This window comes from Nocardia sp. NPDC051756, assembly GCF_040681495.1.
Lineage (GTDB): Bacteria > Actinomycetota > Actinomycetes > Mycobacteriales > Mycobacteriaceae > Nocardia.
Genome location: NZ_JBFAYV010000003.1, coordinates 398915 through 420731 on the forward strand (window position 1 = coordinate 398915; position 21817 = coordinate 420731).

A 21817-nucleotide genomic window follows, 5' to 3' on the forward strand; every position below is an offset into this window, starting at 1 on the left:
TCCATCAAGGCTTTACCCTTGCCGGAGACAGGCTTCCTCATGTCCCGACGGCATTCGAACTCGCTCACTCTCGCGAGAGATGGTCCGAAGTTGTTGTCCGTCAATAGTGTTGGACGGCGCGGCAGCCGAAACGGTTCCATCGAACGGTGGACTCTCGACGCGATCTAGATCACAGATGCCGCCATGCGCCCGTGGCACTCCGATCAGGGTCAGCGTTCAGTGCTGTGCGCACGGGTGCGGCGGGTGGCGAGGTAGGCGTCGTTGACGCGGATGGCTAGTTGTTCGAGGGGGATTTCGTGGCCGGCGTCGCTGCGGACTTGGACTCGGACGGGGGAGCCGGTGGCATGGTCTCGCAGGAGGAGTGGGGGTGGGCCGGGTTGGAGGTAGGTGTCGCCCCATTGCATGAGGGCCAGGACTACGGGGAGTAGGTCGCGGCCCATGGGGGTGAGGATGTATTCGTTGCGGGTGCGTTTGCCCTGCTCCTGGTAGGGCTGCTTGGTGAGCAGGCCGGCTTCGGTGAGTTTGCGGAGCTGGGTGGCGGCCGCGGCGTCGGTGATGCCGACGCGCTGGGCGAAGCCGTCGAAGCGGGTGGTGCCGTAGTAGGCCTCGCGCAGGATGAGCACGGCCGAGCGGGTGCCGACGAGTTCGATCGCCTTGGCGATCGAGCAATCCGTGGGCTGCCACGAGCTCAGATCGGCCAACGGTCCTTCCATCACTGCTGCCATGACCGACATCATAGCCTTGCTGACTTGCCTCGACTATTGCCAGGTGTAACCTGACTATGTGTTGATAGAGCCAGGCAAGGCCGCCCGGTTCTCGGTCCGAGAGGAAGCACGATGAGAGACGCGGTAATTGTCGAAGCGGTCCGCACCCCGATCGGCAAGGGCAAGCCGAACGGCGCGCTGCACGACGTGAACGCGGTGGACCTGCTCGCGCACAGCCTGCGCGAAGTGGTGACCCGCAGCGGCATCGATCCGGTGCTGATCGACGACGTGATCGGTGGCATCGTCACCCAGGTCGGCGAGCAGGGCGCGAACATGACCCGGCGGGCGGCACTGGCCGCCGGATATCCCGAATCCGTCCCCGCGACCACGGTGGACCGGCAGTGCGGCAGCAGCCAGCAGGCCATCCACTTCGCCGCCCAGGGCGTGATCTCCGGGGCCTACGACATCGTCGTGGCCGCCGGTGTCGAATCGATGGGGCGGATCCCCATGGGCGCCAACCTGATCGGCTCCGCGGATGTCTCCGGCGTCGGTTTCGCCGCGCGTTACCCGGAAGGCCTGGTGCCGCAAGGGATCAGCGCCGAACTGATCGCCGCCAAGTGGGGACTGACCCGTACCCAACTCGACGAGTTCGCGCTCGGCAGCCACGAAAAGGCCGCGCTGGCAACGAAAAACGGCCTGTTCGCCGGCGAACTCGCGCCGATCAACGGGCTGAGCACCGACGAGGGCATCCGCGTCGGCAGCACCCTCGACACCCTGGCCAAGCTGCGCCCCGCCTACTACGACGAGGCGATGGCCGCTCGCTTCCCGCAGATCGGCTGGGAGATCACCGCGGCCAGCGCGAGCCAGGTCAGCGACGGCAGCGCCGCGGTGTTGATCATGACCGGCGAGCGGGCGAAGGAACTCGGGCTGAAGCCGCTGGCTCGACTGCACAGCTTCGCCGTGGTCGGCGACGACCCGCTGCTGATGCTCACCGCCGTGATCCCGGCGACCCGAAAGGTGTTGCAGCGCGCGGGACTCCAGATTTCCGACATCGATCTGTTCGAGGTGAACGAGGCGTTCTCGCCGGTCGTGCTCGCCTGGGCACAGGAGACCGGCGCCGATCTCGGCAAGGTGAACGTCAACGGCGGCGCGATCGCCATCGGTCACCCGCTCGGCGCCTCCGGCTCCCGCCTGGCCACCACGCTGGTGCACGCGATGCAGGACCGCGGCGCCCGCTACGGACTGCAAACCATGTGTGAGGCAGGCGGTTTGTCGAACGCGATGATCCTCGAACGCCTCTGATCCGCGCCGACGCGGTGCCCATCCCCGGTGGGTACCGCGTCAGATCGCGGCGAGCACCAGCGCGACCAGGAATCCCGCAACCCACGATTCGATGATCAACGGCACCGCGATCAGCGGCGTCCAGGCGATCGGCCTGCGCGCCCGCGCCTTGCGCACCATCACCGTGACCGCCCAGATCACCGACCCCGCAATCCCGCCCCAGCCGACCACCTGCGCCACCGACAGATAGCGCCACGCTCCACCATCCGCGTCATCGTCCGCGACCACCTCGTACAACGGCACGAAAGACGCGATGAACCAGGCGAACCCGACCGTGATCAGCGAACCGATCACCGCGCGAACGAGGTTCGGAACCCGCTCCGCTTGCTCCCACGCCATACCCCAGGATTACCCGCCCGGAAACGCTTCGCACCCCGACGCGCGCACTGCCGCGAGTTCATTGACGATTCCCTGCGCAGCGGCACGATTCGAAGCGGGCTCATGGGGTCGCGTAGACCTGGGAGGCGAGGGCGACGCCGCCGGCGAACGAGCCGACGATGAGAAGTGCGGCCAGGACCGGCCAGTACCACATGTACCAGCGCTTCAGGCCGGCCACGATGATCATTATCAGCGAGCCGACCAGGGCGATTGCGGTGCCGCCCCAGGACACGATGAAGGCGGCGCCGAGGTAGCTGTCGTTGCAGTTGTTCGTGCCGCACGCGTCGGCGGCGAAGGCGAAGAAGACGGTGGCGTAGGCGGCGAGCATGCCGAGCACCGCCGCGCCGGAGTACAGCACGATGGTGAGGACCAGGTCCCAGGTCCGCTGCGGCGGCTGCTGCGGGTGCCGCCGCACCGGCGGCTGGGACTGCGGCGAAGGGGGCTGCGGCCACTCCGGTTGTTGCGCGTGCGGTTGCTGCGGCTGCGGCGAGGGCGGCTGCTGCGGCGGGGACTGCTCCCACCATTGCGACTGCTGCGACCATTGGTGCTGCGCTGTCGGGTAGGTCATGCACTCAGCTTCGCCGTCGATCCATGGCCGCGGGTCCGCAAAACTACTCAGACCGGATGGGGAGAATTCCCGGACAGTGGCGCAAACCCCTGGTCAAGTGAACCGATCCGAACCAGGTAGCGCCGGTTAAGCTGGCGGCGATGACCGATCACGTTGTTGAGAGCATCGTCTACGCGATCCCGATGCGCACCCGATTCCGTGGCATCACCGTGCGCGAGGGGATGCTGATCCGGGGTCCGCTGGGGTGGGGGGACTTCTGTCCGTTCACCGAGTACGACGACCGGGAGGCGGCCGGGTGGCTGGCCACCGCGCTGGAGCAGGTGACGGTGGGCTGGCCGGAGCCGGTGCGGGAGCGGATTCCGATCAACTGCACGGTGCCCGCGGTCGATCCGGAGCGGGCGCACGCGATCGTCGCGGGGTCGGGATGCGGGACCGCCAAGGTGAAGATCGCCGATCATCCCGATTCGCTGGCGGAGGATCTCGCCAGGGTGGAGGCGGTGCGGGACGCGCTCGGACCGAGTGGGGCCGTCCGGGTGGACGCCAACGCGGTCTGGGATGTGGAGACCGCGGTCGCGCACATCAGCCGAATCGATAAGGCGGCAGGCGGTTTGGAGTATGTCGAGCAGCCTTGCCGGACGATCGAGGAGCTGGCCGCGGTTCGCCGGCGCGTGGACGTGCGCATCGCCGCCGACGAATCCATCCGGCGGGCCGAGGATCCGATGCGGGTCGCGGTCGCGGGGGCCGCCGATATCGCGGTGCTGAAATGCACTCCGCTGGGCGGAGTTCGCCGCGCATTGCAGGTGGCCGAGGCCGCCGGTCTCCCCTGCGTGGTGTCCTCAGCCCTGGAAACCAGCGTCGGCCTGGCCGCGCAACTCGCGCTCGCCGGTGCGCTTCCCGAACTCGACTTCGCTTGCGGGCTGGGCACATTGTCGCTGCTCACCGGTGATGTGGTGATCGATTCCCTGCGTCCGGTCGACGGATATCTGCCAGTCCCCAGGACTCCACCCGCACCCGATCCGGCCCTCGCCGAGCAGTACCGGCAGCGGGATCCCGATCGGACCGCGTGGTGGGAAGATCGGCTGGCGCGCGTCTTGCAACTGATCGAGTCGCCGCAGAAGCTGGTCTGAGCGGACATTTTCCGTCCCCATCACGCCGAAATAGCCACTACAGCTCCGATATTGTCCGCACAGACCGGGCACTACCCCAGCCGCACACCACACCCCAGCATCGTCGCCCGCAACACCAGCGCCGCCTCCGGCCCGATGATCCCGTCGACCAATTCCAGGTAGCGGGTGCAGAATTCGGGCCCGTGCGGAGCGACCGCGCCGACGTTCGACTCCAGATGATGCGCCAATTCGTGCAGGATCACGAGTTCGCGCAACGCCCATGCCCGACTGCCGGTGTGCAGCGGTACCGCGAGGACCGCGTCTTCGGCCTCATAGTGCGCAGCGGCCGTTCCCGCGCGGGAACGCACCCGTACCGCTGTCCCAGCGCGATCCCATTGCCCCCGAACCCAATTGAGCGCGAGCACCTTGTCCGCATAATTCTGCACCGACTCGACCGAGGCGAACCGCCGCTCGATCGGCAACGTCAGGTGCGAACCGTACAACTCGACCGTCCGGCTCCCGTGCTCATCGGCCCGATCGAACATCCCCCGCACCAACTGCTCGGCGTCATACACCTTGGCGCGCTGGGTATCTCGAACGCTCACGACGAACCGTTGCCCGAACCGCGCGACTTCCGGGAGGTCAATTGCCCACGGGGCGCACCGAGTTCGGGCGAATTACCCAGGCGGGCGGCCTTGCCCGCCCGGTCTCCCGCCCGCCGCGCCGCCGCCGAATGCCCGGCCGACGCCTGCGGCCCCCGCCAGGTCCCGCGCGCCTCGGACGTACTGGCGTAGAAGTCGGTGAGCTCGATTTCCTTGTTGCGCAACGCCAGCGCGGTGCCGGCCGCCGAACTGTCGCCGGGCACCACCTCGGCCTCGACCTCCGCCTTCACCGCGGCCAGCCGCTGCCCGATCCGCGCCGCGAACGCCATCTGGAAGTTCAACCGCGCGGTCACCCCGGCGACCGGCGCCTGCACCTTGCGTTGCACCTTGCGCCCCCAGCGCTTTTCGGTGACCAGCTTCTCCACCGTCGCGGTGCGGTACTGCCCGGACTTGATGTATTGATCCGACGCCCGCACCATCTGGACGAGCAGACTCGCGTACAACGCCTCGCACGTGTCGATATCGGAATCGAAACCGTAGGCGTACACCTGTGTGGAGGTGCGAGCGACATCGCAGCGCACATCGTTGGCGTGCGCGATCGCGACGAATAGCTGGACGTAGGTGCGCAGTCCGCGCTTGCCCGGCTCGCCGATCGGGATGATCCGCTGGATCGGCGTCGGCCTGCGTTCACGGCCCGCGACGTGCGCACGGGCCACCGTCAGGTCGATCGACGAGCGGGTCGCCAGTCGCTGGGCCGCGGCGAGAAACGCCTCGGCCTCGTGCTCGTTGTCGGTGGATTCGGCCTGGCGCAGCAGCCCGCCGATGCGGGTCAGCATCCGCTCGGGAACCGGGTTCGGCGATGTCATCACACGCCAGAGTAGCGAGGACTTCCCGCCACAATCCCCCGAGTCACTCCCCCACCATGTATCTTGCGTTGTGCAACCGGCAGGGTGTGCTAATGCTCACGATCGACTTGGAGTGTCCGCGATGGCTGTGAAAAAGGTGTCGTCCCTACGTACGTCGCTCGTACCGAAGGCCGTGTTCGCGGCCGTCTCGGTCGCGCTGCTGACGGCGACGTTCACCAGCTCCTGCTCCAGCGACAGCGGTGGGAGTCCGACGAGCCAGAACCTCAGCGGGCGCGGGCCGATCACCTACGTCGAGGGCAAGGACACCACCGAGACCGGTGCGGTCAAGCAGCTCATCGAGCGCTGGAACGCGTCGCACCCGGACGAGCAGGTGACGTTCAAGGAACAGTCGAACGACGCCTCGCAGCAGTACGACGACCTGGTCGAGCACATGCGGTCCAAGCAGTCCACCTATGACGTGGTCGCCCTGGACGTGCCGTGGACCGCCGAGTTCGCCGCGAAGGGCTGGATCCAGCCGCTGAAGGATTCCTTCGCCATCGACACCTCCGCGTTGCTCTCCCCGCCGGTCGCCAGCGCCACCTACAACAACACGCTCTACGCGGCGCCGCGCAACACCAACGGCGGCTTGCTGTTCTACCGCAAGGACCTGGTGCCCAACCCGCCCAAGACCTGGAGCGAACTGATCTCGCAGTGCCCGGTCGCCAAGGCGCAGAACATCGGCTGCTACGCCGGGCAGTTCGCGCCGTACGAGGGCCTGACGGTGAACGCGGCCGAGGTGATCAACGCCTACGGCGGCAGCTTCGTCGGCGCCGACGGCAAAACCCCGACGGTGAACAGCCCGCAGGCGCGCGCCGGCCTCAAGGTCCTGGTCGACGCCTACAAGGACGGCAACATCCCGCAGGAAGCGATCACCTTCAAGGAGCCGGAGAGCAGCAACGCGTTCGCGCAGGGCAAGCTCATGTTCCTGCGGTCGTGGCCGTCCACCTACGGTGACGTCGGCGGCGACGCGTCCTCGGTGAAGGACAAGTTCGGTGTCGCCCCGCTGCCCGGCGAGAACGGCGTCGGCGCGTCCACGCTCGGCGGCTACAACGCGGCGATCAGCTCGTACTCCAAGAACAAGGCCACCGCGCTGGACTTCCTGCGGTTCCTGATCAGCGAGGACGCGCAGCACATCGTCGCCTCGGGCGCGCTGCCCTCGGTGCGCGCCTCGATGTACGACGACCCGGCGCTGATCGCGAAGATGCCGTACCTGCCCGCGCTCAAGGATTCCATCGCCAGCGCGGTGCCGCGTCCGGTCACGCCGTTCTACCCCGCGGTGTCGAAAGCCATCCAGGACAACGCTTATGCTGCGCTCAAGCAGAACAAGTCCGTCGACGACGCGATCATCGGGATGCAGAAGGGCATCGAGACCGCGGGATCGTAGGCGGATAGCGCAGCGGACCCGACGAGACCCGTAGGAGAGAGAAACGGTGTCGGATCCTTCGGGAGCGGCCAGCACTGTGCCGAGTGACGAGTTCCTGCCACGCAAGCGTGGCCTCGGCGAGACCCTGGCTTTGGAAATGCGGCGTTCCGGCAAGGCGTGGCTGTTCGTCACGCCGGTGCTGCTGGCGCTGGCCGTGGTCATCGGCTACCCGGTGATCCGGGCGCTGTGGATGTCGTTCCAGAAGGATTCGGGTCTGGACCCGGCGACGGGCATGTTCGTCGAGGGCGGCAGCGCGGGCTTCTCCAACTACACGCACTGGCTGCTGCAGCAGTGCCAGGCGGGCGGCGAGACGGTCAGCTGCCCGACCGGCAACCTCGGCTCGCAGTTCTGGGTGGCGATCGGCGTCACGCTGTTCTTCACCGTGATCACGGTGACGCTGGAGGCCACCCTCGGCCTCGGCTTCGCCATGGTGATGGGTAAGACGTTCAAGGGCCGCGCACTGCTGCGCGCCGCCGTGCTGATCCCGTGGGCGATCCCGACCGCGGTCACCGCGCGGTTGTGGGAGTTCATGTTCCAGTACGACGGGGTGGTGAACCGGGTACTCGGGACACACATCCTGTGGACCTCCGACGCGTGGCCCGCGCGGTTCGCGGTGATCGCCGCCGACGTGTGGAAGACGACGCCGTTCATGGCGCTGCTGCTGCTCGCCGGTCTCCAGGTGATCCCCGCCGACGTGTACGAGGCGGCCAGGGTCGACGGCGCGTCGGCCTGGCAGCGGTTCACCCAGATCACGTTGCCACTGCTGAAGCCCGCCCTGCTGGTCGCGGTGCTGTTCCGCACCATGGACGCGCTGCGCATGTACGACCTGCCCGCGATCATGACGCTGAGCAACCCGTCCACCCGGGTGGTGTCGATCCTGGTGGTCGATCAGGTCCGGCAGGGTCCCAACAGCGCCGCCGCACTGTCGACGATCACCTTCCTGATGATCTTCGCGGTGGCCTTCGTACTGGTGAAGGTGTTGGGCGCCAACGCAGTCCGCACTCAGGAAGAACAGCGGGAGGCGCACTGATGTCGGTTCGGACTGCGGAAAAGCCTGCCGCGCAGAAGGTTGCGTGGCTGCAACGATTCCGGTCGGTGCGGCTCTACGCCGGTGTGGCGATCGTGCTGATCTGGGGCCTCGGGCCGTTCTACTGGATGACGGTGACCGCGTTCCGCGATCCCGACTACACCTTCGACAGCACGCCCTGGCCGACGCACCTGACCTTCGAGAACTTCCGCAACGCGTTCGACACCAGCCGGGGCAACAACTTCGGCAAGGCGCTGGCCAACAGCGTGATCATCGGGTCGGTCACCACGGTGATCGCGCTGGTGCTCGGCGTGCTCGCGGCGTACGCACTGGCCCGGCTCACCTTCCGGGGCAAGTACGTCGTGTCCGGGCTGATCCTGAGCGCGTCGATGTTCCCGGTGGTCGTGCTGGTCACCCCGTTGTTCCAGCTGTTCACCAACATCGGCTGGATCGGCAAGTACCAGGCGATGATCATCCCGAACATCTCGTTCGTGCTGCCGATGACGGTGTACATCCTGGCGTCGTTCTTCGCCGAACTCCCGTGGGAGCTCGAAGAAGCCGCGCGGATCGACGGGGCCACCAAGTTGCAGGCGTTCCGGCTGGTGATGCTGCCGCTGGCCGCGCCGGCGGTGTTCACCACGGCGATCCTCGCGTTCATCGCGGCGGTGAACGAATACCTGCTGGCCCGACTGCTTTCCAGCGGCAGCACCGAACCGGTGACCGTCGCGGTGGCCCGCTTCTCCGGCAACAATCCGCTGGTCGAGCCGTACGCCGCGATCATGGCCGCGGGCGTCATGGTGTCGATTCCGCTGGTCATCATGGTGCTGCTGTTCCAGCGCCGGATCATCTCCGGCCTCACCGCGGGTGGCGTCAAGAGCTAGAAACACCGCTCAGGGCAGGTTTTTCGGGCAATAGCCGCAATCCTGGTGGGCTGTCGCGGCCCGGTGATAGCATCGCGGCTCACCCACGGCGCGAGTAAAGTCGGGCCCGCGGGGTAGGTCCATTTCCGATCGTTGTTCGTGCAGGTGAGTTTCGGCCGACGCTCCGGGAGGAGATGATCGTGAACGAGCGCCACCAGAGACGCGATGCGCCTCGGCGCACGCGGGTGCCGAGCGTCAGTGAGGCGCGGTCGTGAGCTCGTTCCGGCGGCGGCGAGGCGGCTCGCGCGACAAACCCGAGGCCGCGCCGTACGCCTCGATCGCGGGCTTCAACGAGCTGGAGACCGTCCCGGCCCGCGGTAAGCGACCCGCGCGCGCCACGCGAGCGCCGAAATCAGCACGCCCGACGCCCGATCCGAATCGCCCGCCGCGCACCCGCGGCGAACGCTTCCGCCGTTTGGTGCTCGCCCTGTTCATCATCTTCGGCGCGGTTCCGGCGCTGCTGTTCGTGCTCGTCTACTGGAGCGCCGAGATCCCCGGCCCGGATTCGGTGCAGACCAATCAGATCGCCACCATCCTGGCCGGCGACGGCAGCACGGTGATCGCCAAAGTCGTGCCGCCCAACGGCAATCGGACGCCGATCCCGCTGGCCGAGGTGCCGCAGCCGGTCCGCGACGCGATGCTCTCCGCGGAGGACCGCAACTTCTACACCAACCCCGGCTACTCGACCTCCGGCTTCCTGCGCGCCGCCCGGGACAACCTGCTCGGGCGGGACAACGCGGGCGGCGGCTCCACCATCACCCAGCAGTACGTGAAGAACGCCTTCCTCGGCTCCGAGCGCACGCTCACCAGGAAGATGCGCGAGCTGATCATCTCGGCCAAGATGGCCCGCCAGTGGAGCAAGGACGACATCCTCGCCGCCTACCTCAACACCATCTACTACGGGCGTGGCTCCTACGGCATCGCCGCGGCGGCCAAGGTCTACTTCAACAAGCCGGTGAACCAGCTGAGCCTGGCCGAGGGCGCGGTGCTGGCCGCGCTGGTGCGTACGCCGTCGATCCTGGACCCGGAAACCCATCTGCCCGACCTGACCGCGCGCTGGAAGTACGTGCTCGACGGCATGGTCGAGATGGGCGTGCTCTCGCCGGGCAACCGGGACGCCACCGCCTTCCCGCCGATCATCCCGCTCAACGAGATCCCGGACGACAACGTGGCCCGCGGCCCCGAGGGCCTGATCCGCGCCCAGGTGGTCCGCGAGCTGCGCTCCTCCGGCATCAGCGAACACGAACTCGACACCGGCGCATTGCAGATCACCACCACGATCGACGCGAAGGCGCAGCAGTCGGTGCTGGACACGGTGCGCGACCGGCTCAGCGGGCAGCCGCCCGAGCTGCGCGCCGCGATCGTGTCGATCGACCCGCGCTCCGGCGCGGTGCGCGCCTACTTCGGCGGCACGGACGGCATCGGCTACGACTACGCGCAGGCGCCGTTGCAGACCGGGTCGGCGTTCAAGCCGTTCGCGGCGATCGCGGCGCAGCAGCAGAGCATTCCGTTGAACCGGATGCTGGACAGTTCGCCGGTCACCGACCGCGGCACCAAGATCACCAACGTGGACGGCGAGACGTGCGGCCGGTGCAGCATGGCCGAGGCCCTGAAACGCTCGCTCAACACCAGCTTCTACCGGCTGACCATGTCGATGTTCGACGGGCCCAAGGCGATTGCCGACGCGGCGCACGCGGCGGGCATTCCGGAGGAGATCCCCGGCGTCGCGGGCAAGACCCTGACCGAGGACGGCGGGCGGCCGCTGAACGGAATCGTGCTGGGGCAGTATCTCGTTCGCCCGATCGACATGGCGTCGGCGTACGGGACGATCGGCGCGTCCGGCGTGTATCACCAGCCGTACTTCGTGCAGCGCGTGGTGACCGGCGACGGCCGCGTGCTGCTGGACCGCGGCGCGCCCGAGCAGCAGACCGGCAAGCAGCTGCCCGCGGGGCAGCAGCGCATCCCGCGCGCCATCGCCGACAACACCACGCAGGCGATGACGCCGATCGCCGCGTACTCCAACGGGCACGCCCTGGCCGGCGGCCGCCCGTCCGCGGCCAAGACCGGCACCACCCAGCTCGGCGAGTCCAAGCTGAACAAGGACGCCTGGATGATCGGCTACACCCCGTCGCTGTCCACGGCGGTCTGGATCGGCACCGAACAGTCGCAGCCGATCCACACCGCCCGCGGCACCGACATCTACGGGTCCGGCCTGCCCGCCGACATCTGGAAGCAGGTGATGGACGGCGCGCTGGCCGGCACGCCGAACGAGCAGTTCCCGGCCGCCCCCGCCGCGGCGGGCGCCACGGCCGCGCCGCCGTCGGCGAACAAGCCGTCCGGCGGCACCTACGACATCCTGAATCCGCCGCCGGGGCCGCCACGCGAACCGGTCATCATCATCCCGCCGGCGCCGCCGACACCTAAGGAAGTGGAAATTTTTCCCGGACTGACCATCCCGGTGCCTGGATAGCGACGATGCTGTGACCTTCCTGCACCCAGGGGAACGGATGACATGGCAGCATCGTTTGCCAGAGTGAGAGCGAACAGCGAGTGTGTCGGACAAGGCCGACGCCGACGCCGCGGGATCGATGCGGAAGGATATGCGCTCGAGCGACGACGCCGCCAATTGGAGACAGACGAGACATAGGGGCTACGCCGGTGGATTTCAATGTCGTTGACCAACCCGAGACGCTGGTGGCGGGAACAGTACTTCGCAGCCCGGCGCTCGCGGTCGAAGGACCGCGCCGCGCGAAAGTCGAAGAGGCGTGGAAGCGCAACCTGGCCCGCCAGCTGCCCGGGCCGCCGACGACCGCCTACGTCGACCACGCGCCGGAAATCAATTCGTATCTGACCCACATCGTCGGCTATCGCTGCCGCGCTGTGGAGGACCTGTTACCCGGCGATGTGCTCGCCCGGGTGCCCGCGGGCAAGTTCGCCCGGTTCATCGCCAGCGGCGACAACCTGGGCGACACCATCGTGCACATCTGGCGCTCGGTGTGGGACGCCGAGGCCGCGGGCCGGTTCGTGCGCGCCTACACCGGCGATTGGGAGCACTATCCCGACGCGCGGACGGCCGAAGTCTTCGTAGCGCTGGCAGACGATCAAGTCGACGGGTAGGAACAACACTGTGGACTTCGAGATTGTCACGTTGGACGAAAGCCTGGTCGCCGGACTGACCGTCCCGCTCGCCGGACGCGAGGTGACCGCGCGCGACCTCGACCTGGTGAACTTCACCTGGGACCGCTACCTGGCGCGGGAGAAGAGCGTGCCCCGGGTGGCCGCCTACATCGGCCAGAACGACCACGCCGTCGCCGTGCTCGGCTACGAGGTGGCCTCGATGGACGAGATGGACGCCGGGGACGTGCTCACCCGCGTCCCGCACGGCCGCTACGCCAAGTTCGTCGTCTCCGACAAGCCCTACGACCTGCTGCGCACCGCGTGGGCACAGGTGCGCAAGGCGGAGAGCGCAGGCACCATCACCCGATCGCACACGGCGGAGATCGAGCGCTACACCGGACCGACCTCGGTCGAGGTCTACGTCTCGCTGGACTGAACCCCGCCCCGACGCAAATGAGCCGGGCCCCACGAACTTTCGTGGGGCCCGGCTCATTTCGCTGGCAGAACTACGTCAGCGCCACCGAATTACTCGGCGCCGATGATGAACGCTTCCAGCTGCGTGCGGGCCACGTCGTCGGCCAGCTGCTGCGGCGGGGACTTCATCAGGTACGCCGAGGCCGGGATGACCGGTCCGCCGATGCCGCGGTCCTTGGCGATCTTCGCGGCGCGCACCGCGTCGATGATGATGCCCGCCGAGTTCGGCGAGTCCCACACCTCGAGCTTGTACTCCAGGCTCAGCGGCACGTCGCCGAAGGCGCGGCCCTCGAGCCGGACGTAGGCCCACTTGCGGTCGTCGAGCCAGCCGACGTGGTCGGACGGGCCGATGTGCACGTCCTTGGCGCCCATCTCCTTCTTCAGGTTGCTGGTGACAGCCTGGGTCTTGGAGATCTTCTTGGACTCCAGCCGCTCGCGCTCGAGCATGTTCTTGAAGTCCATGTTGCCGCCGACGTTGAGCTGCATGGTGCGATCGAGCTGCACGCCGCGGTCCTCGAACAGCTTGGCCATGACGCGGTGCGTGATGGTCGCGCCGACCTGGCTCTTGATGTCGTCACCGACGATGGGCACGCCCGCCTTGGTGAACTTCTCCGCCCACACCGGGTCGGAGGCGATGAACACCGGCAGCGCGTTGACGAAGGCGACGTTCGCGTCGATGGCGCACTGCGCGTAGAACTTGTCCGCCTCCTCCGAACCCACCGGCAGGTAGGAGACGAGGACATCGACATTGTTGTCCTTCAGGACCTTGACCACGTCGACCGGCTCGGCCTCGGACAGGTCGATCGTCTCGGCGTAGTACTTGCCGATGCCGTCGAGCGTCGGACCACGCTGCACGACAACGTCGCTCGGCGGCACGTCGGAGATCTTGATGGTGTTGTTCTCGCTGGCGAAGATGGCCTCGGCCAGATCGAAGCCGACCTTCTTCGCGTCGACGTCGAACGCGGCGACGAACTTCACGTCCCGGACGTGATACTTGCCGAATTTGACGTGCATGAGCCCGGGCACGGTCGCGGTCTCGTCCGCGTCCTTGTAGTACTGCACACCCTGGACCAGCGAGGAAGCGCAGTTGCCCACACCTACGATGGCGACGCGAACTTCTGTGGCGTTGTCAGCCTTCTTGTCATCACTCATGGCCGATATTTCCCTCTTTCTGTGGTGCCGCCTTCGTCGATTGCTCCGCCGCAATCAACTCGTTGAGCCAGCGCACTTCGCGCTCGCTTGATTCGAGTCCGAGCTGGTGGAGCTGCCGGGTGTAGCGATCGAGCGACCCGCTGGCCTTCTTGATCGCCTCCCGGAGTCCTTCTCGGCGCTCCTCGACCTGGCGTCGCCTGCCCTCCAGAATCCGCATCCGCGCGGCGGCGGGGGTGCGGCTGAAGAAGGCGAGGTGAACGCCGAAGCCGTCGTCGGTGTAGTTCTGCGGACCGGTGTCGGCGAGCAGTTCACTGAACCGTTCGCGTCCCGCCGGAGTCAGTTGGTAGACGCGGCGGGCTCGGCGCGTGACCACGCCCGCCGGGATCTCCTCGGCGATCAGCCCGTCCGACTGCATGCGGCGCAGCGTCGGATAGAGCGATCCGTAGGAGAAGGCCCGAAACGCGCCGAGCAGGCCGGTCAGCCGCTTGCGCAGCTCGTAGCCGTGCATGGGCGATTCGAGGAGCAGCCCGAGGATTGCCAGCTCGAGCACCGGGCTTCACCTCCCTGACGATGTACAGACCTTTACCGATGGATGCGACTCCAAACTATATCGGACCGATATAACTGTGCACAGGCCTGGGCGATATAAAGACCGATCTACCGGGTGTCTCATACCCCTGAGCCAGGGCGGCCCCTCGGCAACACCGCTACTCTGGTTCTCGTGCGAATCCAGCGGCAAGTGGTCGACTACGCCCTTCGGCGTCGGTCGTTGCTGGCTGACGTGTATGCGGGCCGCGTCGATGTCGCCTCGGTATGTGATGCGAATCCCTACCTGCTGCGTGCGGCGAAGTTCCACGGTCGGGGGAGCGAGGTCACATGCCCGATCTGCCGGAAAGAACAGCTCACGCTTGTATCTTGGGTCTACGGCGACGGTCTCGGACCGGTGGCGGGTTCGGCCCGCACACCGGAGGAACTGACCCGCCTCGCCGAGACTCGTGAGGAGTTCTCGGTCCATGTCGTCGAGGTATGCCGCAGCTGCAGCTGGAATCATCTGGTGCAGTCCTACGTCCTCGGTACCACGCCGGCGCCAACACGGCGCCGCACCGGGACCCGGCGCACCGCAGCCGAATGAAGTGCCTGGTCATCTGCCCGTCGGATGACTCGCGGAGCCAACACGTGTCCGCTGCGGTCGAAATGACCGCCCCGAGCCATCCGCAACGTTACGAGTTATGGAGATCTTGTCAGTGAATTCGCCCTACGAGACTTCCCCCTACGGCGATGAACCGCATGGCGGCCGTCCTCCACGGAGTTCACAGCCTGGTCCCAATCCGTATCAGAATCCCCGCCCAGGGCCGCCGCCACCGCCCGGCGCCCGGCCGCCCGGCCCGCCGCCGGCCCAGCGCCCCGCCCCCTACCCGGGGGAGCTGCGCGGCCCGCAGCCACAGCGTCGTCCTGGACCGCCCCCGCCGCCGCACCAGCGGCCGCCGCAGGGCCGGCCCAACCCCGCCCCGCCGCCCGGCGCGCAGGCGACCCAGAAGATCGAGCGCAACTCGCTGAGCGACGTGGTCGCCGACCGCGGCCGCCGCGGCGGTCCGCCTACCGGACCGCGGCCGAGCGCCGAACGCGCCCGCCGCGTCGGTGATCCCGGCAACGGCACCGGCGAACGCAGGCAGACCGCGGGTGGCCCGCCGTCCGGCCCGCCCCCGCGCCGCAACGGCGGCAGCGGTGGCGACGGTTCCGGCCCGGGTAAGCGCAAGCCCGGCGCGAAGAAGAAATCGCCGTGGCGGATCGTGCGCCGGGTCATCTACGTGATGATGGCCATGGCCATCCTGATTCCCAGCGGCGTCTTCCTGATCGCGTACACGACTGTTTCGGTACCCCAGCCCGGTGACCTCAAAACCAATCAGGTGGCGACCATCCTGGCCGCCGACGGCGAGACCGTGGTCAGCAAAGTCGTTCCGCCGGAAGGTAACCGGACCGACGTCACGATCGAGCAGATCCCGGCGCACGTGCGCAACGCGGTGATCGCGGCCGAGGACCGGGACTTCTACTCCAACCCCGGCTTCTCCATCTCCGGCTTCGCCCGCGCCGCCCGGGACAACGTGCTCGGCAAGGAAAGCGCCGGTGGTGGTTCCACGATCACCCAGCAGTACGTGAAGAACGCGCTGGTCGGTGACGAACGCTCGCTCACCCGAAAGATGCGCGAGCTGGTCATCTCGGCCAAGATGGCGCGCCAGTGGAGCAAGGACGAAATCCTCACCGCGTACCTGAACACCATCTACTTCGGTCGTGGCGCCTACGGCATCGACGCCGCCGCCAAGGCCTACTTCGGCAAGCCGGTGACCGAACTGACCGCCGCCGAGGGCGCGGTGCTCGCCGCGACCATCCAGCAGCCGTCCGGCCTGGACCCGGAGAAGAACCCCGAGGGCGCGAAGACCCGCTGGAACTATGTGCTCGACGGCATGGTCGCCGGCGGCAATCTGCCCGCGGCCGAGCGGCAGGGCATGCAGTACCCGCAGGTGGTTCCGGTGTCGACGGCCTCCAAGGACAAGACCCTGGACTCCGGTCCGGAGGGTCTGATCAAGACCCAGGTGCTCAAGGAGCTCTCCGCCGAGGGCATCAGCGAGCAGCAGATGAACACCGCCGGCCTGTCGATCACCACGACCATCGATCCGAAGGCGCAGAAGGCCGCCGTGGACGCCGCGCAGAAGAAGATGCAGGGCGAGCCGGAGAAGCTGCGTGCCGCGGTCGTCTCGGTGGATCCGAAGACCGGTGGCGTGCGCGCCTATTACGGCGGTGACGACGGCCAGGGCTGGGACTACGCCAACGCAGGCCTGCAACCGGGCTCATCCTTCAAGGTGTTCGGCCTCGCGGCGAATCTCGAACAGGGCATTCCGCTTTCGCAGCTGTACGACAGTTCGCCGATCACGGTGAACGGCATCAAGATCACCAACGTCGAGGGCGAAGGCTGCGGCATGTGCACCATCGCCGAGGCCCTGAAGCGGTCGCTGAACACCAGCTTCTACCGGATGCAGATCGATATGGGCAACGGCCCGAACAAGATCGCGGATATGGCGCACAAGCTCGGCATCCCGGAGAACATTCCCGGCGTCGGTAAGTCGCTCACCGAGTCCGACGGCAGTGGCCCGAACAACGGCATCGTGCTCGGCCAGTATCAGTCCCGCCCGCTCGACATGGCCTCCGCCTACGCCACATTGGCCGCCTCGGGCATCTATCACAAACCGCATTTCGTGCAGAAGGTGGTCGCCGCCGACGGCTCGGTGCTGCTGGATCGCGGTGAGGTCGCCGGCGAGAAGCGGGTCGACGCCGCAGTCGCCGACAACGTCACCGACGCGATGAAGCCCATCGCCGCGTGGTCGCGTAACCACAATCTGTCGGGCGGCCGCGATTCGGCCACCAAGACCGGCACCGCTCAGCTCCTCGATACCGGCGAGAACAAGGACGCTTGGATGGTCGGCTACACGCCGTCGCTGTCCACTGCGGTGTGGGTGGGCGCCGTCGACAGTACGGCGCTGCGCAATTACCAGGGCGGCATGATCTACGGTTCCGGCCTGCCGTCCGATATCTGGAAGGCCACCATGGACGGTGCGCTGGAGGGCACGAAGAACGAGACCTTCCCGAAGCCCGCGCCGATCAAGGGGCAGGCAGGTGTTCCCGCCTGGTCGGCTCCGTTCACCCCGCCGTCGACCACCGACGCACCGCCGCCGCTCATCCCGCCGATCATGCTCCCGCCGCAGATCGACACCCCGTTCGGCCCGATCCAGATCCCGGGCGGGCAACCGCGGCCGCAGGCCCAGCAGCAACCGCAACAACAGCAGCAACCGCGGGAAGACGGCCCGACACCGCTGCCTGGCCAGCCGATGGCGACCGAGTCGCCGACCTCCGGCACGCCACGGCCCGGTCAGGCGGAGAGCACCGGCGCTCCGCCGACCACTCGCAGCAGGTAGCTCGATCGCGCCGTCCCCACTCAGCCGAGTGGGGACGGCGCGAGCCGAACGGAAACCTCGACCACCCGCGTCGAGTAGTTCGGACGACTCAGGGCGGTACTGTGGCGTGAAATGAATCGCCTGTATCGCACGAACACTCACCTCGGCCTGATACAGGTCAAGACAATTTATTGATGCGCAGATTTCAGAAGAAAATGCACAGGCGAGATGCAATAAGTTGCCCGCAATGAAATGCCGCAAGCTCTGGCCGATAACAACGACCAGAGCTTATCGGGCAGCTACTAATTACTGATGGGTCTTGTAGTAGAAGCCATTGGGGTCCTGGTAGCACTTCTCCATCGCCCCTGCCCAGCTCAGGCACTCGGTGTACGACCAGTAGCCGTCCACGACAACCCAATCGTTGGTACCGACCTCGACGCACTTGTCGGTAATCCCCTTGAAATTCAAGCAGTCTGAATACGATGGATGTCCGGCCGATGCGTTGCCGGCCAAGCCGACAAGCATCGCTCCAGCAATGGATACTGTGGCAAGAATTTTCTTGAACATTACGCCCCCGGTTGAAGAAGTCTGCATCCCCAGTGAAAACTTACTCGCTTCGAGCGTAACATCGGTCGACAACTTCCGGAAGCGAAAAGTACACCGCTTGGCCCTAGTCCACGGAATGAGCAAGTGACTCGATCCGATCCTGTAAACCCACTCCCGGTAGCCTCGGTTGGCGTGACCGATCAGGAACTGGTGGACCCGCGGCCGAGCAGACGCATGCCAGACGCGGAGGGGTTCTCCGCAAGTGGCGCGTACTACGTCGCCCCCGGCCCGCTCGCGCCGGATCTGCGGTCGGCCGACGCGCGAGATCGGCCCAGCCGCAACGATTCACTGACCGCGCAGCTGTCCACGGTGATCGGCGGGCCGGTCGGTGAGCACGCGCTGATCGGGCGGGTGCGGTTCTGGACGCCGATGCGGGTGCTGCTCGCGTTCACCGTGGTATTCCTCGCGTTCGGCTGGTTCGGCAAGGCGGGCTGCATTCAGCAGACCACGACCGCGGACGGCTCGCTCACGCTGGACTGGAACAACGGCCGCCAGTACGTGGCGATGTGTTACTCGGACACGGTCCCGCTCTACGGCGCGGAGCGGTTGAACGAGGGCGCGTTCCCGTACAAGAAGGACTGGACCGAGCAGACCTCCGACGGCGGCCGGGAAACCCGGTACATGGAGTACCCGGTGTTATCCGGTCTGTACCAATACCTTTCGATGCGCATCGCCAAGGCCTGGGATGCCGCGCCGCTGCCCGGCGCGCTACAGGTGGTGATCTATTTCAACGTGGTCGCGTTCGGTCTCGCGCTGGCCTGGCTGGTCACCGTGTGGGCGAGCGCGCAGCTGGCCGGGCGCCGGGTGTGGGATGCCGCGTTGATCGCCTGCTCACCGCTGGTGATCGTGCACATCTTCACCAATTTCGACGCGCTGGCAACGGCTTTGGCCGCGACCGGCCTGCTGGCCTGGGCACGCCGGCGGCCCGCGCTCGCGGGCCTGCTGCTCGGCCTCGGCGGCGCCGCCAAGCTGTATCCGCTGCTGCTGCTCGGCCCGATCGTGGTGCTGTGCCTGCGCGCCGATCCGATGCAGCGGATGCCGAGCACCCAGCTCGGGCTGCGGCTGCGCGACATCAACAGCTGGTCCACCGCGCTGGACTGGCTTCGCGAAACCCCCTATCGCGTGCACTTGCTCAGCACCCGCCCGCTCGGTGCCGCCGCCGTCACCGTCTCGGCCGCGCTCGGCACCTGGATCGCGGTGAACCTGCCGATCGCCGCGCTGTATCCGAACGGCTGGCGGGAATTCTTCCGGCTCAACACCTCCCGGCACGCCGACCCGGATTCGCTGTACAACGTGATCACCTCGTTCACCGGCTGGCCCGGCTTCGACGGGGTGCTCACCCACGACCAGCAACCGGTCATCCTGAACGCGGTGTCGCTGCTGGCGTTCGTCCTCGCGTGCACGGTGATCGGCTACATCGCGCTCACCGCACCGCAACGCCCGCGGCTCGCGCAGCTGTGCTTCCTGGTGATCGCCGCGTTCCTGCTGACCAACAAGGTGTGGAGCCCGCAGTACTCGCTGTGGCTGGTCCCGATCGCCGTGCTCGCGCTGCCGCACCGGCGAATCCTGCTGGCCTGGATGACGATCGACGCGCTGGTCTGGGCGCCGCGGATGTTCTACTACCTCGGCCTGGACAAGAAGGGCCTGCCCGAGCAGTGGTTCACCGGTGCGGTCGTGTTGCGCGACCTCGCGGTGATCGCGTTGTGCGCCTTGATCGTCCGGCAGATCTATCGCCCCGGCGAGGACCTGGTGCGCCGGGATTACGTCGACGATCCGATCGGCGGCATCGTCGATCGCGCGCCGGATCCGTTGCTGGCCTGGCTGCCCGAGTTCTTACGTCCCCGGTTGGCGCCGGCCCGCGAGTGGAACTCGCAGGCCGGCGACGCCGCTCAATGGGTGCGCAGGTAGCGCGCGAGCAGCGCGGGTTCCTGAGGCAGCAGGTCCAGGTCCAGCTGCCACGGGCTGCCGGTCCACGGATCGAACAGCGGCGTCCCGTCGACGGTCGGCAGGTGCCGGCACGACTGGGACAGCATGGCCACGGTGGTATCGGCGGATTCGGATTCGTCGCTGCCGATGATCACCGTCGACAGCCCGATCAGATCGCCCCGCATGATCAGCGAGCCGATCCGCTGCGCGTCCGAACTCTGGTAGCCGTGCGGGAAATCCGCGGCGACCAGGATCCGGTGCTCCTTGGGCGGGCTGCCCATGCCGCTGGTGAAGGCCAGCTCGGCCAGCTCGGCGGCCTGGACCAGGGCCTGCAACCGCTCGGAGATCTCGCCGTGGTCGGTGATCGGCGGCCCGTTCAGCACCGGCGCGAGCAACCCGGTGAAGCCGCTGAACGCCCCGGTCAGATCGATGATGTCGACCAGCGTGCGCCGGCCCGGCGTCGAGGTGAGCAGCCGCGCGAGCAGCGCGCCCACCACCGGGGCCACCGCGCGCGTGGATTCGGTATCTATCCACAGCGGCCGATTCAACGGCACCGGAACGCAATACGGCACGCGCAGCGTCCCGCGTTCGCGCGCGTACAGCTCGCCGAGGCGGATGCCGTCACTCGGGGTGATCGGCTTGTCCCAGACCGGGGAGTCCCAGGACGCCAGCGCGGGCGGCAACATCAGGTCTGCATCGGCGAGCTCGCGCACGAGCTGCGCGCTGTCGCGCTGATGGTTGGTCTCCGCGGTGGCGATCAGCTCGTCATTGCGCTGCTGCGCGGCCCGGCGCGCGGCGTCGGCGGCCGGGGTGTTGCGGGTCGCGGGATCGGAAACAGCAGCGGACAACTCGTGATCGAGCCGCTTGGCCGCGTAGTCCCGGGCGGAGACCAGCGCAGCGGCCGAGCGAGCGGCATCCTCGAAGATCATCCACAGGCGTTCCAGTCCGTGCCCGACCTCGATCGGCGACGCCCCGGCGGAGCGGGCGTCGCCGGCCATCGGCCCGGCCATGGTGTGCACGCCGGGGCCCGGCGGCTGCGCACCGCTCGGCTGGGCCACGTCGCCGGTCTGCGCCGCCGACCCGGTCTGCGCCGAGGGGTCCGCCGGATCGTCTTCGACCTCGACGCCGTGCGCGGTCAGCAGCACGCCGAGACCACCGGAGTAGCCCTGTCCGACGGCGCGTAGCCGCCAGCCGGTGCCGCGGCGGTACACCTCCAGGCAGATCAGCGCCGCCTCGCCGGACGACGGCGTGATCACGAATTCCGCTGCCGCCTCGTCGTTTTCGGACAGGGTCGCGGTCACCGTGCCGAGACCACCCGGCCGACCCGGCACCGCCGGATCGGCACTGACCACCAGCAGCACCGATTTCGCGTCGCCGCGCACCTCGGCCGGCGTGATGGTCACCTGATCCCCGTCCAGCCGCACGCCCTGCGCGCTCGGCTGGTTGTAGAAGACGAAATCGTCCGGGCTGAACACCTTGAGGTTCTCCGCCACGACCAGCGCCGAAACATCCAGCGCCGCCTCGGCTTTCGCCCCGAACCGGACGACTCCACCGGCCAGTGGCGTGTTCTGGCCGGGCTTGAGTTGAATCACGTTGTCTGCCTTGCTGTTCGCGCCACCTC

Annotated in this window: 20 protein-coding genes; 11 read left to right on the forward strand and 9 right to left on the reverse strand. The window is 67.5% G+C overall.

Annotated features, from left to right (window positions below):
- Nucleotides 1-209: 209 nt before the first annotated feature.
- Nucleotides 210-725, reverse strand: a complete 516-nt coding sequence (locus tag AB0M22_RS13510; protein WP_364725096.1) for a helix-turn-helix domain-containing protein — start codon at nt 723-725, stop codon at nt 210-212.
- A gap of 111 nt (nt 726-836) precedes the next feature.
- On the opposite strand from AB0M22_RS13510, the gene AB0M22_RS13515 reads away from it, so the two are divergent.
- Nucleotides 837-2006 carry a thiolase family protein gene (locus AB0M22_RS13515; RefSeq protein ID WP_364725099.1) on the forward strand — a complete coding sequence of 390 codons (1170 nt, stop codon included), beginning with the start codon at nt 837-839 and terminating at the stop codon, nt 2004-2006.
- Between the two features lie 39 nt (nt 2007-2045).
- On the opposite strand, the gene AB0M22_RS13520 is transcribed toward AB0M22_RS13515, so the two are convergent.
- A complete protein-coding gene (locus AB0M22_RS13520) occupies nt 2046-2384 on the reverse strand; it encodes a hypothetical protein (protein WP_364725101.1) in 339 nt (112 codons plus the stop codon).
- 100 nt (nt 2385-2484) lie between these two features.
- Nucleotides 2485-2991 (reverse strand): hypothetical protein, encoded by a 507-nt coding sequence (locus tag AB0M22_RS13525; protein WP_364725104.1) that lies wholly within the window; start codon nt 2989-2991, stop codon nt 2485-2487.
- A gap of 140 nt (nt 2992-3131) precedes the next feature.
- Here AB0M22_RS13525 and AB0M22_RS13530 point away from each other — a divergent pair, with 140 nt between their 5' ends.
- Entirely contained in the window at nt 3132-4118 is a 987-nt protein-coding gene (locus AB0M22_RS13530) for an o-succinylbenzoate synthase (protein WP_364725107.1), read from the forward strand.
- 71 nt (nt 4119-4189) lie between these two features.
- On the opposite strand, the gene AB0M22_RS13535 is transcribed toward AB0M22_RS13530, so the two are convergent.
- The gene (locus AB0M22_RS13535; protein WP_364725110.1) at nt 4190-4702 is read right to left on the reverse strand and encodes a TIGR04338 family metallohydrolase; all 513 of its coding nucleotides are present in this window, start codon (nt 4700-4702) and stop codon (nt 4190-4192) included.
- Nucleotides 4699-5565, reverse strand: coding sequence for a DUF2786 domain-containing protein (locus AB0M22_RS13540; RefSeq protein ID WP_364725113.1), 867 nt, complete (start codon nt 5563-5565; stop codon nt 4699-4701). The genes AB0M22_RS13535 and AB0M22_RS13540 overlap by 4 nt, the downstream gene beginning before the upstream one ends.
- 121 nt (nt 5566-5686) lie before the next feature.
- On the opposite strand from AB0M22_RS13540, the gene AB0M22_RS13545 reads away from it, so the two are divergent.
- The 6 genes from AB0M22_RS13545 (at nt 5687) to AB0M22_RS13570 (ending at nt 12527) form a co-directional block, all read left to right on the forward strand.
- Nucleotides 5687-6988, forward strand: coding sequence for an ABC transporter substrate-binding protein (locus AB0M22_RS13545; RefSeq protein WP_364725116.1), 1302 nt, complete (start codon nt 5687-5689; stop codon nt 6986-6988).
- A 136-nt stretch (nt 6989-7124) separates the two neighbouring features.
- Nucleotides 7125-8057 carry a sugar ABC transporter permease gene (locus AB0M22_RS13550; RefSeq protein WP_364726907.1) on the forward strand — a complete coding sequence of 311 codons (933 nt, stop codon included), beginning with the start codon at nt 7125-7127 and terminating at the stop codon, nt 8055-8057.
- The gene (locus AB0M22_RS13555) at nt 8057-8935 is read left to right on the forward strand and encodes a carbohydrate ABC transporter permease (RefSeq protein WP_364725118.1); all 879 of its coding nucleotides are present in this window, start codon (nt 8057-8059) and stop codon (nt 8933-8935) included. The genes AB0M22_RS13550 and AB0M22_RS13555 overlap by 1 nt, the downstream gene beginning before the upstream one ends.
- A gap of 250 nt (nt 8936-9185) precedes the next feature.
- On the forward strand, nt 9186-11444 hold the full coding sequence (locus tag AB0M22_RS13560; RefSeq protein WP_364725121.1) for a transglycosylase domain-containing protein: 2259 nt from the start codon (nt 9186-9188) through the stop codon (nt 11442-11444).
- A 188-nt stretch (nt 11445-11632) separates the two neighbouring features.
- Entirely contained in the window at nt 11633-12091 is a 459-nt protein-coding gene (locus tag AB0M22_RS13565) for a GyrI-like domain-containing protein (RefSeq protein ID WP_364725124.1), read from the forward strand.
- Between the two features lie 10 nt (nt 12092-12101).
- Entirely contained in the window at nt 12102-12527 is a 426-nt protein-coding gene (locus AB0M22_RS13570) for a GyrI-like domain-containing protein (protein WP_135234039.1), read from the forward strand.
- An 89-nt stretch (nt 12528-12616) separates the two neighbouring features.
- On the opposite strand, the gene AB0M22_RS13575 is transcribed toward AB0M22_RS13570, so the two are convergent.
- Nucleotides 12617-13717, reverse strand: a complete 1101-nt coding sequence (locus tag AB0M22_RS13575; RefSeq protein WP_364725128.1) for an inositol-3-phosphate synthase — start codon at nt 13715-13717, stop codon at nt 12617-12619.
- Nucleotides 13710-14267: a PadR family transcriptional regulator gene (locus AB0M22_RS13580; protein ID WP_150400309.1), complete on the reverse strand. Its 558-nt coding sequence runs from the start codon at nt 14265-14267 to the stop codon at nt 13710-13712. Before AB0M22_RS13580 ends, AB0M22_RS13575 begins: the two co-directional genes overlap by 8 nt.
- Nucleotides 14268-14438: 171 nt before the next feature.
- Here AB0M22_RS13580 and AB0M22_RS13585 point away from each other — a divergent pair, with 171 nt between their 5' ends.
- Both AB0M22_RS13585 and AB0M22_RS13590 read left to right on the forward strand, forming a co-directional pair.
- Nucleotides 14439-14849 (forward strand): DUF5318 domain-containing protein, encoded by a 411-nt coding sequence (locus AB0M22_RS13585; RefSeq protein ID WP_191093751.1) that lies wholly within the window; start codon nt 14439-14441, stop codon nt 14847-14849.
- Nucleotides 14850-15528: 679 nt separating this feature from the next.
- A complete protein-coding gene (locus tag AB0M22_RS13590; protein WP_364726910.1) occupies nt 15529-17685 on the forward strand; it encodes a transglycosylase domain-containing protein in 2157 nt (718 codons plus the stop codon).
- Nucleotides 17686-17970: 285 nt separating this feature from the next.
- On the opposite strand, the gene AB0M22_RS13595 is transcribed toward AB0M22_RS13590, so the two are convergent.
- Entirely contained in the window at nt 17971-18303 is a 333-nt protein-coding gene (locus tag AB0M22_RS13595) for a hypothetical protein (RefSeq protein ID WP_364725133.1), read from the reverse strand.
- Nucleotides 18304-18444: 141 nt separating this feature from the next.
- Between AB0M22_RS13595 and AB0M22_RS13600 the strand changes: the two genes are divergently transcribed.
- A complete protein-coding gene (locus AB0M22_RS13600) occupies nt 18445-20178 on the forward strand; it encodes a glycosyltransferase 87 family protein (protein ID WP_364726913.1) in 1734 nt (577 codons plus the stop codon).
- On the opposite strand, the gene AB0M22_RS13605 is transcribed toward AB0M22_RS13600, so the two are convergent.
- On the reverse strand, nt 20160-21788 hold the full coding sequence (locus AB0M22_RS13605) for a TerD family protein (RefSeq protein WP_364725136.1): 1629 nt from the start codon (nt 21786-21788) through the stop codon (nt 20160-20162). The two genes, AB0M22_RS13600 and AB0M22_RS13605, sit on opposite strands and share 19 nt — an antisense overlap.
- Between the last annotated feature and the right edge of the window lie 29 nt (nt 21789-21817).